We start from the raw sequence: 14456 nt of genomic DNA, 5'->3' as shown, positions 1-14456 counted from the left end.
GGAGACGGGTGCCGCGGGCACTGTCGTACCTGTCGCCCGAGATGCGTCAGGGCCTGAGATTGCGGTCAGCGCCTGAGGTTGCCGTCAGGGCTTGACGTTGCCGGGCTTGATGGTGCCGTCAGGGCTTGACTCTGCCGTCGGCACCCTCTGTCCCGCCGGGGTCACCGCCCGGGTCGGTCGGCGGGGTGAAGCTCGGCGGACCCGATGGCGTAATGCTCGGCGTCTGCGTCGGATCCTCCGTCGGCGTCTTGGTGGGCGTCCTGGTCGGTGTCCTCGTCGGATCGTCCGTCGGCGTCTTGGACGGGGTCTGCGAGGGCGTCTCGGACGGGGTCTCCGTCGGCGTCGGGTCCGGGTCCGCCGTCGCGCCCTCTTCGATCTCCAGGTCGAACTCGGCGGCGGCGGCCTCGTCGTCGAGGGCCCCCGTCGTGTACTGCTTCCAGATCTTCGCCGGGACGCCACCACCGTTGGCGCGGCCCTCGTTGACGGTGTTGGTCAGCGTGACCTGATTGCCCTTGGGGTCCTCGCCGTAGAGCGCGACAGCGGTGGCGAGTTCGGGGGTGTAGCCCACGAACCAGGCCGAGCGGTTGTTCTCCGAGGTACCGGTCTTGCCCGCTGCCTCATAGTCGCCGGCCGCGTTCGTGCCCGAGCCGGACTTCACGACGCCCGTCATGGCCGCCGTCGTGGTGTCCGCCGCCTCGCGGCTGATCGCCTGGTCACCGATCGGCGGGGGGTCCGTGAGATCGGCCTTGCGGGACTGGCGCTCGGCGGACTTCACGATCGTCGGCGTGACCTTCTTGCCGTGGTTGTCGAGGGTCGCGTACACCCCGGCCATGTCCCAGGTGGAGGCGCCCATCGTGCCGAGCGACATCGCGGGCCGCTCCGGAAAGTCCTTGCTGTCCTTCATGCCCATGGCGAGCGCGGTCTTCTTCGCCTTCTCCGGGGTGACATCCACGATCATCTGCGCGAAGACGGAGTTGATCGAGCTGTTCGTCGCCCGCTGAACGCTGACCGGGCCGTAGTCCTTGTCGTCCTCGTTCTCGGGCGCGAAGGGGGTGTCGCTGCCCTTCACCGGCCGCTTGCTGGTGCCGTCGTACTTGGTGTTGAGGCCGATCTTCGCGCCGTCCTGGGTCTCGGCCCCGTTCTCGATGGCCGAGGCGAGGACGACGGGCTTGAAGGTCGAGGCGGGCTGGTAGTCGCGGCGGGTGGCGTTGGACAGCCAGTGCTCGGTGGCGCCTTGGCCGCCGTACAGGGCCACGACATGGCCGGTCTTCGGGTCGACGGAGGTCGCACCTGCCTGGACGGTCGCGTCGCCCTTGTCCTTCTTGCGCTCGAGCTTGTCCTCGAGCTGCTTGTTGACCGCCTCGACCAGTGCCTTCTGGCGCTTCTCGTCGATGTTGAGCGTGATCGTCCAGCCGCCGGCCTTGATCTCTTCCTCGCTGATGTGGTGGCGCTCCAGCTCGGCGTTGGCCGCGTCGACGAGGTAGCCGGTCTGGCCCTCCATGCCGGGGGCGGCCTTCGGCTTCTTGGGCACGGGGAACTTCAGGCCGGTGCGCTCGCCGGAGTCCAGCCACTCCTCCTCGACCATGTTGTCGAGTACGTAGTTCCAGCGCGCGCGGACCAGCTTCTTGCCGGTCTCCGAGGCGACCGCCCAGTCGTACTGGCTCGGGGCCTGGAGCAGAGCGGCGAGATACGCGCCCTGGGCGACGTTCAGCTTGGACGCGTCGACGCCGTAGTACGCCTGGGCCGCGGCCTGGATTCCGTACGCGTTGCGGCCGTAGTAGCTGGTGTTGATGTACCCGGCGAGGATCTCGGACTTTTCCTTCTTCTGGTCCACCTTGAGCGAGATCACGAGCTCTTTGAGCTTGCGGGTGACCGTCTGGTCCTGGTTCAGGTAGTAGTTCTTGACGTACTGCTGGGTGATGGTCGAGCCACCCTGCTTGCCCTCGCCCGTGAGGGTGTTCATCAGGCCGCGGGCGGTGCCCTTGAAGTCGACTCCGGAGTCCTTGAAGAAGGTCTTGTTCTCCGCGGCGACGAAGGTGTCCTGGACTTCCTTGGGGATCTTCTCGAGCCCGACGATCTCGCGGTTGATCTTGCCGGTGCGGGCGAGGATCTTGCCGTCGCTGTACTTGTAGACGTTGCTCTGCATCTCGGCCTGGGCGTTGGCCTCGGGCACGGGAACGAGCAGATAGATCACGAAGAAGGCGCCCATCGCCAGCAGGCAGAGGCCGAAGAAGGTGCCGAGCAGCTTCCTCCAGGTGAAGAAGCGCCGTATGCCAGTGGGCTTGGCTTTCTTCGCCCGGCGCGCCCCGCGCTGCCGGGCTTGTCGCGCTTCCGCTCGGCCCATCGCTTCGCTGCTCCGCTCGTAGTCACTGTTTTCGCTGGTCGTGCTCGCCGCAATGGGCCCGGCATCGGGCCGGAATCAGCTCAGAAAGCTAACACCGCTCACACAGACAAAGAGCCATCGATCCGGTCTTTCCGGACGTGAGAATCAGCACCCCGTCTCATGGAACCGACTCATGAGAGGTGCACAGGGTTGCGATGCCCGCTAAAGTGATATCACTTTGCTAGAGGGTCGGCGGCTGTCGCCGACCCCGGAAACGGGGAGCCATCATGCCTGCCACCAGCACACCAACCGCGGAAGACCTGCCCGAGATGCCGGCGCCACAGGTTCGTGAATTTCCGGCGCACAGCATCGGCGGGGGCGCCGCCCTGCTACTGGGGCTGCTCGGAATAGCCGCCGGGGTCGTGCTCGTCGTCGCCGGAGCGTCGGTCGGCGCGACCGGCGCGAAGGTGGCGCTGATCCTGCTCGGCGTCGTGGTCGGGATCGCCGCGTTCGTCGCGATGTGCGGGCTGAACACGGTCGCACCGGGCGAGGCGCGGGTGGTCCAGCTCTTCGGGCGCTACCGGGGCACGATCCGTACGGACGGTCTGCGCTGGGTCAACCCGTTCACCTCGCGGGTCAAGATCTCGACGCGGGTACGGAACCACGAGACCGCGGTTCTGAAGGTGAACGACGCGTACGGCAACCCGATCGAGCTCGCCGCGGTGGTCGTGTGGAAGGTCGAGGACACGGCGCAGGCGATGTTCGAGGTGGACGACTTCCTGGAGTTCGTCTCCACCCAGACCGAGGCGGCGGTGCGGCACATCGCGATCGAGTACCCCTACGACGCGCACGACGAGGACGGCCTGTCGCTGCGCGGCAACGCGGAGGAGATCACCGAGAAGCTGGCGGTCGAGCTGCACGCGCGCGTGGAGGCGGCCGGCGTGCACATCATCGAGTCCCGCTTCACGCATCTCGCGTACGCCCCGGAGATCGCGTCCGCGATGCTGCAGCGCCAGCAGGCGGGCGCGGTGGTGGCGGCGCGGCGGCAGATCGTGGACGGCGCGGTCGGCATGGTCGAGGCGGCGCTGGCCAGGATCACGGAACAGGACATCGTCGAGCTCGACACGGAGCGCAAGGCGGCCATGGTGTCGAACCTGATGGTGGTGCTGTGCGGCGACCGCGCGCCGCAACCTGTCCTCAACACAGGGTCGCTCTACCAGTGACGCCGCCCGAGCGGAAGCAGGTGCTGCTGCGGCTGGATCCCGCGGTGTACGAGGCGGTGGCGCGGTGGGCGTCGGACGAGCTGCGCAGCGCGAACGCGCAGATCGAGTTCATCCTCCGTCGCGCCTTGTCGGACGCGGGCCGCTTGCCGGGCAGCGCCGGCCCGATCCCCCGGCGGGGGCGCCCGCCGAGGGCCGCGCCGGGGGACGAGGGGGAGTAGTCCCTGGGGCCCAGCCCCCGTACGACCTTCGCTCGGGTCCTCAATCGCCGGACGGGCTGAAATTCAGCCCCGCCGGCGATTGAGGCGCGGGGTCCGGGGCGGAGCCCGCAGACCCCCCGCATCAGGTATACACAGCAGGTATACACGCCGTGTAGAGTGCCGCGCATGTCCATCGGTCACACACTCCTCGGACTCCTCGAGTCCGGCCCGCGCCACGGCTACGACCTCAAGCGCGCCTTCGACGAGAAGTTCGGCCACGACCGGCCCCTCCACTACGGGCAGGTCTACTCGACCATGTCCCGCCTCCTCAAGAACGGCCTCGTCGAGGTCGACGGCATTGAGGCCGGCGGCGGTCCCGAACGCAAGCGCTACGCCATCACCGACGCCGGGATCACCGATGTCACCCAGTGGCTCGCGCAGCCCGAGAAGCCGGAGCCGTACCTCCAGTCGACCCTCTACACCAAGGTCGTCCTCGCGCTGCTCACCGGCCGCAGCGCCGCCGATCTCCTCGATGGGCAGCGGGCCGAGCATCTGCGGCTGATGCGTATCCTCACCGACCGCAAGCGCCGCGGTGACCTCGCCGACCAGCTCATCTGCGACCACGCCCTCTTCCACCTCGAAGCCGATCTGCGCTGGCTGGAACTGACCGGCGCCCGGCTCGACCAGCTCGCCAAGGAGGTGCGCGGATGACCCCCGCAGGCTCCCTCCTCGTCGCCGCCGACCTGCACAAGGCGTACGGCCCCACCCCCGCCCTCGACGGCGCGTCCTTCTCCATCCACGCCGGCGAGGTCGTCGCCGTCATGGGGCCCTCCGGCTCCGGCAAGTCGACCCTGCTCCACTGCCTCGCCGGGATCGTCCGGCCCGACTCCGGGACGATCAGCTACAGCGGGCGCGACCTCACCGCGATGTCGGACGCCGGACGGAGCGCGCTGCGCCGCAGCGACTACGGCTTCGTCTTCCAGTTCGGCCAGCTCGTTCCCGAGCTGACCTGCACCGAGAATGTCGCGCTGCCACTTCGGCTGAACGGCACCCGGCGCAAGGAGGCCGAGCGCACCGCACTGGAGTGGATGGAGCGCCTCGAAGTCGCCGAGATCGGCAACAAGCGACCCGGCGAGGTCTCCGGCGGCCAGGGCCAGCGGGTCGCGGTCGCCCGCGCGCTGGTCACCTCGCCGCGGGTGCTCTTCGCCGACGAGCCGACCGGCGCCCTCGACTCACTCAACGGCGAGCGGGTGATGGAGCTGCTCACCGACGCTGCCCGGGACACCAACGCCGCGGTCGTCCTGGTGACGCACGAGGCCCGGGTGGCCGCGTACTCCGACCGCGAGGTCATCGTCCGCGACGGCAAGGTGCGCGACATGGCGGGCGTGGCATGAGCGGCAGTGGCACCTGGATACGGGATCTCACCCTGGGCGCCCGGTTCGCCGTCACCGGCGGCCGACGCGGCTGGACCCGTACGATCCTCACCGCCATCGGTGTCGGCCTGGGCGTCTCCCTGCTGCTGGTCGCCGCGTCCGTGCCGCATCTCATCGAGAGCCGCGACACCCGCGAGGCGGACCGCGCGGTCACCTTCAACGACGAGGTGAAGCGTTCCGAGCGCTCGTTCCTCTTCGCCCAGACCAGCACGCTCTACCGGGGCGACACCGTCAACGGCGCCGTGTTCCGGCCCGACGGCGGCGACGCCCCGGCGCCGCCCGGCCTGGCGAAGCTGCCTGGCCCCGGCGAGATGGCCGTCTCCCCCGCCCTCGCCGACCTGCTCAGCTCCCCCGAGGGGGCGCTGCTGAAGGACCGGCTGCCGTACCGGGTCACCGCCACCATCGGGGACCGCGGCCTGATCGGCCCCGGTGAGTTCTTCTACTACGCGGGCAGTTCCACCCTCCCCCCGGCGGCGGCCGACTGGCGCGCGGACAGCTACGGCGGCAACCAGGGCAAGGGCGACCCGATGAGCGCGGTGCTCCTGCTCATCATCGTGATGGCCTGTGTGGCCCTGCTCCTGCCGGTGGCCGTGTTCATCGCCACCGCCGTGCGGTTCGGTGGCGAGCAGCGCGACCGGCGGCTCGCCGCGCTCCGGCTGGTCGGATCCGATCAGGCGATGACACGGCGGATCGCGGCCGGTGAGTCACTGTGCGGCGCGCTGCTCGGGCTGGTCGCGGGCGCCGGATTCCTCGCGCTGATACGGCAGTTCATCGGTTCGGTGACCATCTGGAACGTCAACGCCTTCCCCTCCGACATCGTGCCGAGCCCGGTGCTGACCGCGCTGATCGCCGTCGCCGTACCGGCCTCCGCGATCGGAGTCACCCTCTTCACGCTGCGTGGTGTGACGATCGAGCCGCTCGGCGTCGTACGGAACACCACTCCGCGGCGGCGCCGACTGTGGTGGCGGCTGCTGATGCCGGCCGCCGGTCTCGCCCTGCTGCTGCCCCAGTCGGGGCGGGTCGGCCTGGGGGACACCGAGATCGCCACCTATCAGATCGCCGGCGGCGCGCTGCTGGTGCTGACCGGGGTCACCGCGCTGCTGCCGTGGCTGGTCGAGGCAGTGGTCGGCCGGCTGCGCGGCGGGCCCGTGCCCTGGCAACTGGCGGTACGACGGCTCCAGTTGAGCAGCGGAACGGCGGCCCGTGCGGTGAGCGGCATCGTCGTCGCGGCGGCCGGCGCCATCGCGCTGCAGATGCTCTTCAGCTCCGTGCAGAGCGACTTCATGAAGCCGACGGGCATGGACGCGGCCCGCGCCCAGCTCGAGACGAGCGCGAAGGCCACGGACGGCTCCGTGGCGCGCAAGATGATCGAGAAGTACTCGGCGACCAAGGGCGTCGCCGACGTGATCGGGATGATCCAGGCGTCCGTCGACCGGCCGGGACCGATACCCGCGGGCGAGGGCTACATCCCCACCACCCAGATCACTGTCGCCGACTGCCCGTCGCTGCGGGAGCTGGCGAAGCTGCCCTCCTGCAAGGACGGCGATGTCTTCATCGCCCGTACGCACGGCAATCAGGGACCGCCGGACGAATTTCTCGCCAAGACTGCCCGGCCCGGCGCCCAGGTCAACCTCAACTCGGAGCAGTTCGGCCCGGGAGGAGAGGCGAAGACGACCAAGCCGGTGCTGTGGCGTATCCCCGCGTCCGCCAGGACGGTGGACTCGCGTACCGACCCGGTGGGTCAGGTCTCCTTCGGCGTCATGGCGACGCCGTCCACCATCGATGTGTCGAAGCTGGTGAGCCCGATGGCCAAGGCGATGATCCGGCTCGACCCGGACGTGCCCGAGGCGGCCGAGTACGCCCGTAACAGCGCGGCCGCCATCGACCCGCTGACCAGCGTTTCCACGCTGCAGAACTTCGAGCGTGACAGCCAGTTCTCCAGCGTGCGCACCGGTCTCTTCGTCGGCGCGACCGCGACGATGCTGCTGATCGCCGCGTCCATGCTCGTCTCCACGCTGGAACAGCTCCGCGACCGCAAGCGGCTGCTGTCGGTGCTGGTCGCCTTCGGCACCCGGCGCGCCACTCTGAGCTGGTCGGTGCTGTGGCAGACGGCCGTGCCGATCGTGCTGGGTCTCGCCCTCGCGGTCGCGGGTGGCATCGGGCTCGGTCTTGTCCTGCTGAAGCTGGTCGACAAGCAGGTCGCCGACTGGTGGGCCTTCCTGCCGATCACCGGGGTCGGGGCCGCGCTGATTCTGCTGGTGACGGTGCTCAGCCTGCCGCCGCTGTGGCGCATGATGCGCCCGGACGGGCTGCGTACGGAGTAGCACAAGGGAGTACGACGCAGTCCGGGGCAGTACGGAGCGGTCAGCCGAGCACCCGCACCGGCAGCGAGCGCATCGCGTCCCGCAGGGCCTGTGCGAACTCCTCGAATTCGCCCTGGCGTGCCGCGCCCGCGCGCATCGCCAGGGCGATAGTGCGTGCGGGGGCGGGTTCGGCGAAGTACGCCGTCTGCAGCCTGCCCGCCCGGCCCGTCTCCACCTCGACCGCCGTACGCGGCAGCAGCGTCACTCCGAGCCCGCCGGCGACCAGCTGCACCAGCGTGGACAGGCCCGCGGCCGTCGTCGACACCGGAGCGCCGTCGGTACGGCCGGCCTCCCGGCAGATGTCGAGCGCCTGGTCGCGCAGGCAGTGGCCCTCGTCGAGCAGCAGCAGATGCAGTTCGCGCAGGGCCTCGCGCGGAATGTCCTGGCGGCCACCCAGCCAGTGGTCCTCGGGCGTGACCAGCACAAAGTCCTCGTCGAACAGCGGCAGCTCGCTCACGCCCGGGACCCCGAGCGGCACGGCGAGCAGCAGCAGATCGAGCCGCCCTGCCGCGAGCCCCTCCAGCAGCGAGGACGTCTGCTCCTCGTGGACCTGGAGGTCGAGGTCCGGGTAGTTCTCATGCACCAGGCGCAGCACGGTCGGCAGCAGATACGGGGCGACGGTCGGGATCACGCCGAGCCGGAGCACCCCGGTGAACGGGGCGCGTACCGCCTCGGCCTCCTCCAGCAGCTCACCGACCGCGTCCAGCACAGCCTTGGCCCGCACCGCGAGCCGCTCTCCGGCCGACGAGAGCAGCACCTTGCGAGTCGTACGCTCCAGGAGCTGGACACCGAGTGCCTCCTCCAGTGCCGATACGGCACCGGACAGCGCGGGCTGACTCATCCCGATTGCGGCCGCGGCGTCCCGAAAGTGCAGATGCTCGGCCACGGCGGCGAACGCGCGCAGCTGCGCCAGGCTGGGCTGCTTACCCCTGGAACTTCCCCTATTAACGGCATTGCCGACATTACTGGTGGACACTGATAGGCACCTCCGATCGCGATGACCGAGTCTAGCTATTTCCGCGATCAATGCACTCTGTGCCAGTATCAAGATCCGTCCAACCCCCCGGAAGACCTCAAAAGGGAATTCCTTTCTGCAAGGAGAGCGCGTGCTCACTGTTGGTGACCAGTTCCCCACGTTCGAACTGACTGCCTGCGTCTCACTGGAGGCCGGCAAGGAGTTCGAGGAGATCAACCACAAGTCCTACGAGGGCAAGTGGAAGGTCCTTTTCGCGTGGCCCAAGGACTTCACCTTCGTCTGCCCCACCGAGATCGCGGCCTTCGGCAAGCTGAACGACGAGTTCGCCGACCGTGACGCCCAGATACTCGGCTTCTCCGGCGACTCCGAGTTCGTCCACCACGCCTGGCGCAAGGACCACGCGGACCTGCGTGACCTGCCCTTCCCGATGCTGGCCGACTCCAAGCACGAGCTGATGCGCGACCTCGGCATCGAGGGCGAGGACGGCTTCGCGCAGCGCGCCGTCTTCATCGTCGACCCGAACAACGAGATCCAGTTCACCATGGTGACCGCCGGCTCCGTCGGCCGTAACCCCAAGGAGGTCCTGCGGGTGCTCGACGCCCTGCAGACCGACGAGCTGTGCCCGTGCAACTGGACCAAGGGCGAGAACACCCTCGACCCGGTCGCGCTGCTGTCGGGCGAGTGATCCGATATGTCTCTCGATGAACTCAAGGCTTCGGTACCTGACTACGCCAAGGACCTGAAGCTGAACCTCGGTTCGGTGATCGGCAACAGCGAGCTGCCGCAGCAGCAGCTCTGGGGCACCGTCCTGGCCTGCGCGATCGCCTCGCGCTCGCCGAAGGTGCTGCGCGAGCTGGAGCCCGAGGCCAAGGCCAACCTCTCCCCGGAGGCGTACACCGCCGCCAAGTCCGCCGCCGCGGTCATGGCGATGAACAACGTCTTCTACCGGACCCGGCATCTGCTGTCGGACCCGGAGTACGGGACGCTGCGCGCCGGTCTGCGGATGAACGTGATCGGCAACCCGGGCGTGGAGAAGGTCGACTTCGAGCTGTGGTCGCTCGCCGTCTCCGCCATCAACGGCTGCGGCCAGTGCCTCGACTCGCACGAGCAGGTGCTCCGCAAGGCCGGCGTGGACCGCGAGACGATCCAGGAGGCCTTCAAGATCGCCGCGGTGATCCAGGCCGTGGGTACGACGCTGGACGCGGAAGCTGTGCTCGCGGACTGAGTCCCGCGCTGTGACAAGGGCGCCCCGCCCGGCTGCGAGCCGGACGGGGCGCCTTGTCGTGGACGGGCTTTACGGTGCAAGGAGTTGGCCCGCCGCCAGCGCCGAGGCCACTGCGCCTCCGGCCACCACCGCCGAGGCCGCGAAGAGCGGAACCCTCCGGGTCCAGGTGCGCAGCGCCGGGGAGCGGGAGACGCGGTCCAGCAGCACGTCACGGCCGCGCAGCACGATCAGGCCGACGCCGGTGAGCGTCAGGGCCATACCGGCGCCGAAGGCGGCCACCATCGACAGGGCGATGCCGACCTTGCCGGTGAGCAGCCCGGTCAGCAGTACGAGGAAGGCCGAGGGCGAGGGCAACAGACCTCCCGATGCGCCGAGGAGGACGAGACCTCGCCGGGTGAGCAGCGAGTGTGCGTCCGGGATGTGATGGCTGTGCCCGCGCCCGTGGTCATGGCTGTGTCCACGCTCGTGGTCATGGCTGTGCCACCCGTGGTCATGCGTGTGATGGTGCTTACGGTGGCGCAGATGCTTCCTCAGCAGGCTCACGCCCACCGCCGCCACCACCAGCGCCGCGACGAGCTGCAGCCACCCCGTCAGCGCCGACATGTCCGGCGTGCTCTTCGCCGCCAGCCACCAGCCGACGGCCAGGACCACGACCGAGAGCGTGTGCATCACGGCGACGATGCCACCGAGCCATACCGCGTCGCGGGGTCTGCCCCGGCCGCCCACGAGATACCCGGCGGCCAGCGACTTGCCGTGCCCGGGCGCACAGGCATGGAGCGCGCCCACGGCCGCCGAGATGAGCAGCGCCGGCGGGAGGGCCGGTCCATGGTCCAGGAGCGACGTCAGGTCGGCAGTCCAACCCCCGCCCTGCGAGGACGAGTTTCCCCCGGCCGTCGATGTGAAGGAGAGCTCCCGCGTGGGCTCCTTCGCCGTGTGCAGTCCCCCGCCGCCCACGTCCGTCACGGAGAGCGTGCGATAGGCGGGGTTGATATCCGTCATCGCGGTGACCGTCAGGGCGATCCGGTCCACCGGCCGCGGGCAGACGAAGCGGACCTTCATGCCGTCCGCCGCCCCGACTCGGCAGGGGCTGCCGTCCTGGCGTACGACGATGTGCGAGCGCAGATAGCCCGCCACATCGCCGCCGGACTCCTTCTTCAGAACGGCGACATCGTCCTTCTGCGCGGACCAGGCCGCTTCCACGGCCGAGCCCTTCGCCTCGACCTTGACGACGGGCGGCGTGCCGAAGGGGTGCGCCTGGGCCGTCCCCGCGCTGCCGAACAGCAGCGCGGGGACGGCGGCCAGGACGAGCAGCACCCAGGTGCGCAGTGATCGCACGGTGGCGCTTCCTCTCAGTCCCGGCGCGCGGCGAGTGCGTGGACGGTGCCGTCGTCCGTGAGGGCGACGACCCAGTCACCGCTGACGGAGAGCGCCGAAGCCACTCCCGCGCCAAGGTTGTACGCGACGAGCTGCGTACCGCTCGCCCGGTCCAGGACGAGCAGCCGCCCGTCCCATGTCCCCACATACACAAGGGACTTGGTGACCAGCGGATGCATCGTCGGCGAACCGGCGCCCGCCGAGCAGCCCATGGCGACGCGCCACTTGTCGTCCATCGGGCTCTCGCCCGCCAGATGACCGGCCTTGGTCTCCCACACCGGCTTCGACGGGTCGCCCGCGCTCGTGTCATAGGCGCGTACGACACCGTCGCGGCCCGCGACATAAGCAATGTCGCCCCACACGGCCGGGCTGGTGAGCGGGGCCCGCCCCGGCTCGCAGGTGCTGCCGCCGCCCACCTTGGACTCCCAGGTCACCGCGCCCGTCTTCGGGTCGTGCCCGCGGACGCCGGACGCCGTGACCGTCACCAGCTTCGCCGGGCCCGATGCGGGCTGCGTCAGCACGGGCGACGAGTGGCTGTCGATGTCGCCCCCGGTGTCCTTCACCCACAGTTGCTTGCAGCTCGCGAGGTCCATCGCGATGACCGTGTTGCTCGACGAAGAGTGCAGATAGGCGGTGTTGGAGCCGGGCTCGCGCACCACCGTGCTGTGGGACTGGCCCCAGGAGGCCGCGGCCCCGAAGCCGCCGGGCAGCTTCTCGCCCGTCTTGGCGTCACGGCAGCGCACCGTGTTCCAGTCCTGGTGGACGGCGACCGTACGGTCCCCGCCGGCGAGCGGGAAGACGCTGACCGGTCCGCCCGCGCGACCGTAACGGCGCACGGTGTCGCCGTGCTGCTCCTCACGGTCGATCGACTCCCAGGCGACGTGCCCGTCCTCGGCGTCCAGCGCGTAGATCCGTCCGACGCCGGTCGTCAGATAGACCCGTCCGTCGTGGAGCGTCGGCGCCGACTCGGCGTCGCCGTCCAGGTAGGTGCGCCAGATCTCGCGGCCGGAGGTGATGTCGTAGGCGAGCATCATGCTGTACGGAGAGTCGAAGGCGCGGGACGAGACGATCAGCTTGCCGTCCGCGATCACGGAGCCGTTCAGGTTGAACTGCTCACCTGTGTGCTGAGTCCACTTGAGGTCGAGCGTGTCGCCCGGGTTGTCGCCGCTCGCGGACCGCCCGGCCTCGTCGCCACCCTGCCGCAGCCAGTCCTGCCCGGTGCTCGGCTTCGACAGCTCGGCGTCGCGTACGACCTCGAAGGTGGACTTCGCCGCGGGAAGCGCGGGGAACGCCGTGCCCCGGGTGTCGTACACGGTCGTCTCGGCGGTGTAGCTGCCGGGCCGCAGCCCGCGCAGCTTGCCGCTCGCCCGGGTCCACGCACCGCGTGCGTCCGGGCAGGGTTCGGCCGTGCCGCCGGGCGGGGTGTAGCAGTTCTCGATACCGGGCCTGGCCGCTCCCTCGCCGAAGCGCACGCTCGCTCGCTTCACGACATGGCCGCGGCTGTCCCGTACGGTCAGCGTGGCCCTCGCGGGCGTACGGCCGTCGTCCTCCGCGTACACCTCTACGGGTATTGGGGCCTTTGCGCCGTGCGTGCTGCCCTGCGCGGGGCTGACCAGCGCGGAATCGTCGTCGATGTCGAACTGCCGGTGGATGCCGGTCACATGGCCCGTGTCCTCGTTGCGGCTTGTGCGCAGATCGTCGGTGATGCCGCTGAAGTCGAGGACCTTGTAGTCGGGGTGGGCACCGTCGATACCGTACGTGCCCTGGTTGTTGATCTCGACGGAGCGCTTGAAGGCACCGCGCCGGAACTCGGCCTGCTGGTTGTGACCGGCGGCGACCATCCGTACGTCGTACTTCGCCAGCTCGTCGACGGTCGGCTGCATGCCCGCGCCGGATCCCCACTGGGTGAACAGCGAGCGGTGCGCGAAGACGAGCACCTGCTTGCCGACCGCGTGCTGGGCCAGGTCCCTGCGCAGCCACTCCAGCTGCGGCTTCAGCCCGCTCGCGTCGTAGTTGTCCTCGAGTACGACGATGTGGCGGCCGTTGCGGTCGAAGCTGTACCACTCGGGGGCGAGGTTGCGGCGGTAGTACTCCAGGCTGCCTGCGTAGCCCTTGGAGGTGGCCGTGCCGCCGAAGTCGTGGTTGCCCATCACGGGGTAGAAGGGGTGGCCGAGCCGCCCCTGCTCCAGGCCCTTGCTGAAGAGGTCGTACGCGCCCTGCCGGCGCGGCTCTTCCGCGTAGTCCGTGACGGTCAGGTCTCCGGTCGCGATCTGCATCGTCGCGCCGTCGACCTCGGACATCGCCTGCACCTGGCCGGTCCACTGGGGCAGTGCCGTGCGGGCCTCGGCGTCGGTGCGGTTGCCGACCTCGGGGTCGGAGTTCATGACCCACTTCTCGGTGGGGTCCGAGGCGTTGCGGTCCGGTACGAGCGCGAAGTCGATGCCGGTACCGCCGGTCTCGGGGACCTTGTGGAAGAACTGCGGGATGTAGTCCTTGCGCAGGGCCGGGGTGTACCCGTCGGGCGAGACGATGCTGACGAGGTCGGTCTCGCGCCGCGTCGGGTCGATGGCCAGGGTGTACGAGCCGTCCGCGCGGGTCGTGGCCCACGCGGCGCCGTCCGTGACGTCGACACCGGGCATGGCGCGCTCGCCCTTGTCCCGCTCGCCGTTGCCGTTGCGGTCCTTGAAGACGGTGCCCTCGACGGTGGCGGTGGCCGGTGACGTGTCGTCGGCGAAGGCCGCCTGGGGCGCGAGGCAGGACAGGGCGACGGCTCCCGCGGTCGCGAGCCGGAACCGACGGCTTGTGCGCAGCCCGCGGACGAGGGTCGGCAGCCGCCGGGCGGCGAGTACGAACATGACACCGACCGCAGCCACGAGTACGACGGTGAGCCAGGGGAACGTCGGGAGCGCGTGCGCGCCCTTGGCGTCGACGAGCGGGGTTGCCGCGGAGGCGTCGACCGCTGTGCCGTCGAACTCCACGACGACCTGGGTCAGTCCGCCCCTGTCGAGGAGCGGGCTCATGTCCAGCGCGTCGATGTGGCAGCTCCACGCCAGTTCGATGACGACACCGCCGGGCACCCCGCCGTCGTCGCCGGGCACGCCCGAGCCGGTGACCGGGCAGCGTGCCGACAGCATCGAGGATGCCCAGGTGCCGGCCCTCTCGGGGGACACCACGTCGCGGTGCACGATGAGACGGCCACTGGTGACGTTGTCACCGGTGGCGACGACGAGTTCGGCGTGCTCGCGGGAGACATGCGCCATAGCGGGCTGGGCTCCGATGCCCAGCACAAGGAACAGCAGCGCGAGACAGAGCCCGGCCGCTGTGCGTATGTGTTTCATAAGA

11 protein-coding genes are annotated in these 14456 nt (G+C 69.7%); 7 read left to right on the top strand and 4 right to left on the bottom strand.

The genetic code is table 11. The features are described from left to right. Nucleotides 1–118 precede the first annotated feature (118 nt). Complete coding sequence (locus ACFYXH_RS03420) at nucleotides 119–2344, bottom strand: transglycosylase domain-containing protein (RefSeq protein ID WP_389560201.1); 2226 nt, start codon at nucleotides 2342–2344, stop codon at nucleotides 119–121. Between the two features lie 266 nt (nucleotides 2345–2610). Between ACFYXH_RS03420 and ACFYXH_RS03415 the strand changes: the two genes are divergently transcribed. The 5 genes from ACFYXH_RS03415 to ACFYXH_RS03395 all read left to right on the top strand — a co-directional run bounded on the left by ACFYXH_RS03415 (nucleotide 2611) and on the right by ACFYXH_RS03395 (nucleotide 7500). Continuing rightward, the gene (locus tag ACFYXH_RS03415; RefSeq protein WP_389560200.1) at nucleotides 2611–3546 is read left to right on the top strand and encodes an SPFH domain-containing protein; all 936 of its coding nucleotides are present in this window, start codon (nucleotides 2611–2613) and stop codon (nucleotides 3544–3546) included. Further along, entirely contained in the window at nucleotides 3492–3764 is a 273-nt protein-coding gene (locus tag ACFYXH_RS03410) for a hypothetical protein (protein WP_389560198.1), read from the top strand. Before ACFYXH_RS03415 ends, ACFYXH_RS03410 begins: the two co-directional genes overlap by 55 nt. A gap of 165 nt (nucleotides 3765–3929) precedes the next feature. Beyond that, on the top strand, nucleotides 3930–4454 hold the full coding sequence (locus tag ACFYXH_RS03405) for a PadR family transcriptional regulator (protein ID WP_327325804.1): 525 nt from the start codon (nucleotides 3930–3932) through the stop codon (nucleotides 4452–4454). Beyond that, on the top strand, nucleotides 4451–5137 hold the full coding sequence (locus ACFYXH_RS03400; RefSeq protein WP_389560197.1) for an ABC transporter ATP-binding protein: 687 nt from the start codon (nucleotides 4451–4453) through the stop codon (nucleotides 5135–5137). Before ACFYXH_RS03405 ends, ACFYXH_RS03400 begins: the two co-directional genes overlap by 4 nt. Then, a complete protein-coding gene (locus ACFYXH_RS03395; RefSeq protein WP_389560195.1) occupies nucleotides 5134–7500 on the top strand; it encodes an FtsX-like permease family protein in 2367 nt (788 codons plus the stop codon). Before ACFYXH_RS03400 ends, ACFYXH_RS03395 begins: the two co-directional genes overlap by 4 nt. Nucleotides 7501–7540: 40 nt before the next feature. Here ACFYXH_RS03395 and ACFYXH_RS03390 read toward each other — a convergent pair whose 3' ends face one another. Next, a complete protein-coding gene (locus ACFYXH_RS03390; protein WP_389560193.1) occupies nucleotides 7541–8515 on the bottom strand; it encodes a LysR substrate-binding domain-containing protein in 975 nt (324 codons plus the stop codon). A gap of 130 nt (nucleotides 8516–8645) precedes the next feature. On the opposite strand from ACFYXH_RS03390, the gene ACFYXH_RS03385 reads away from it, so the two are divergent. Further along, the gene (locus ACFYXH_RS03385) at nucleotides 8646–9200 is read left to right on the top strand and encodes a peroxiredoxin (protein ID WP_327325800.1); all 555 of its coding nucleotides are present in this window, start codon (nucleotides 8646–8648) and stop codon (nucleotides 9198–9200) included. A gap of 6 nt (nucleotides 9201–9206) precedes the next feature. Further along, nucleotides 9207–9740, top strand: a complete 534-nt coding sequence (locus ACFYXH_RS03380) for an alkyl hydroperoxide reductase (protein ID WP_362687863.1) — start codon at nucleotides 9207–9209, stop codon at nucleotides 9738–9740. Between the two features lie 69 nt (nucleotides 9741–9809). On the opposite strand, the gene ACFYXH_RS03375 is transcribed toward ACFYXH_RS03380, so the two are convergent. Next, nucleotides 9810–11075 carry a hypothetical protein gene (locus tag ACFYXH_RS03375; protein WP_389560192.1) on the bottom strand — a complete coding sequence of 422 codons (1266 nt, stop codon included), beginning with the start codon at nucleotides 11073–11075 and terminating at the stop codon, nucleotides 9810–9812. 14 nt (nucleotides 11076–11089) lie between these two features. Then, complete coding sequence (locus ACFYXH_RS03370) at nucleotides 11090–14452, bottom strand: PQQ-binding-like beta-propeller repeat protein (protein ID WP_389560190.1); 3363 nt, start codon at nucleotides 14450–14452, stop codon at nucleotides 11090–11092. Nucleotides 14453–14456 lie beyond the last annotated feature (4 nt).

It is taken from the genome of Streptomyces sp. NPDC002730 (genome assembly GCF_042888805.1).
GTDB lineage: Bacteria > Actinomycetota > Actinomycetes > Streptomycetales > Streptomycetaceae > Streptomyces.
This window is presented reverse-complemented; position numbering and strand designations above follow the sequence as displayed.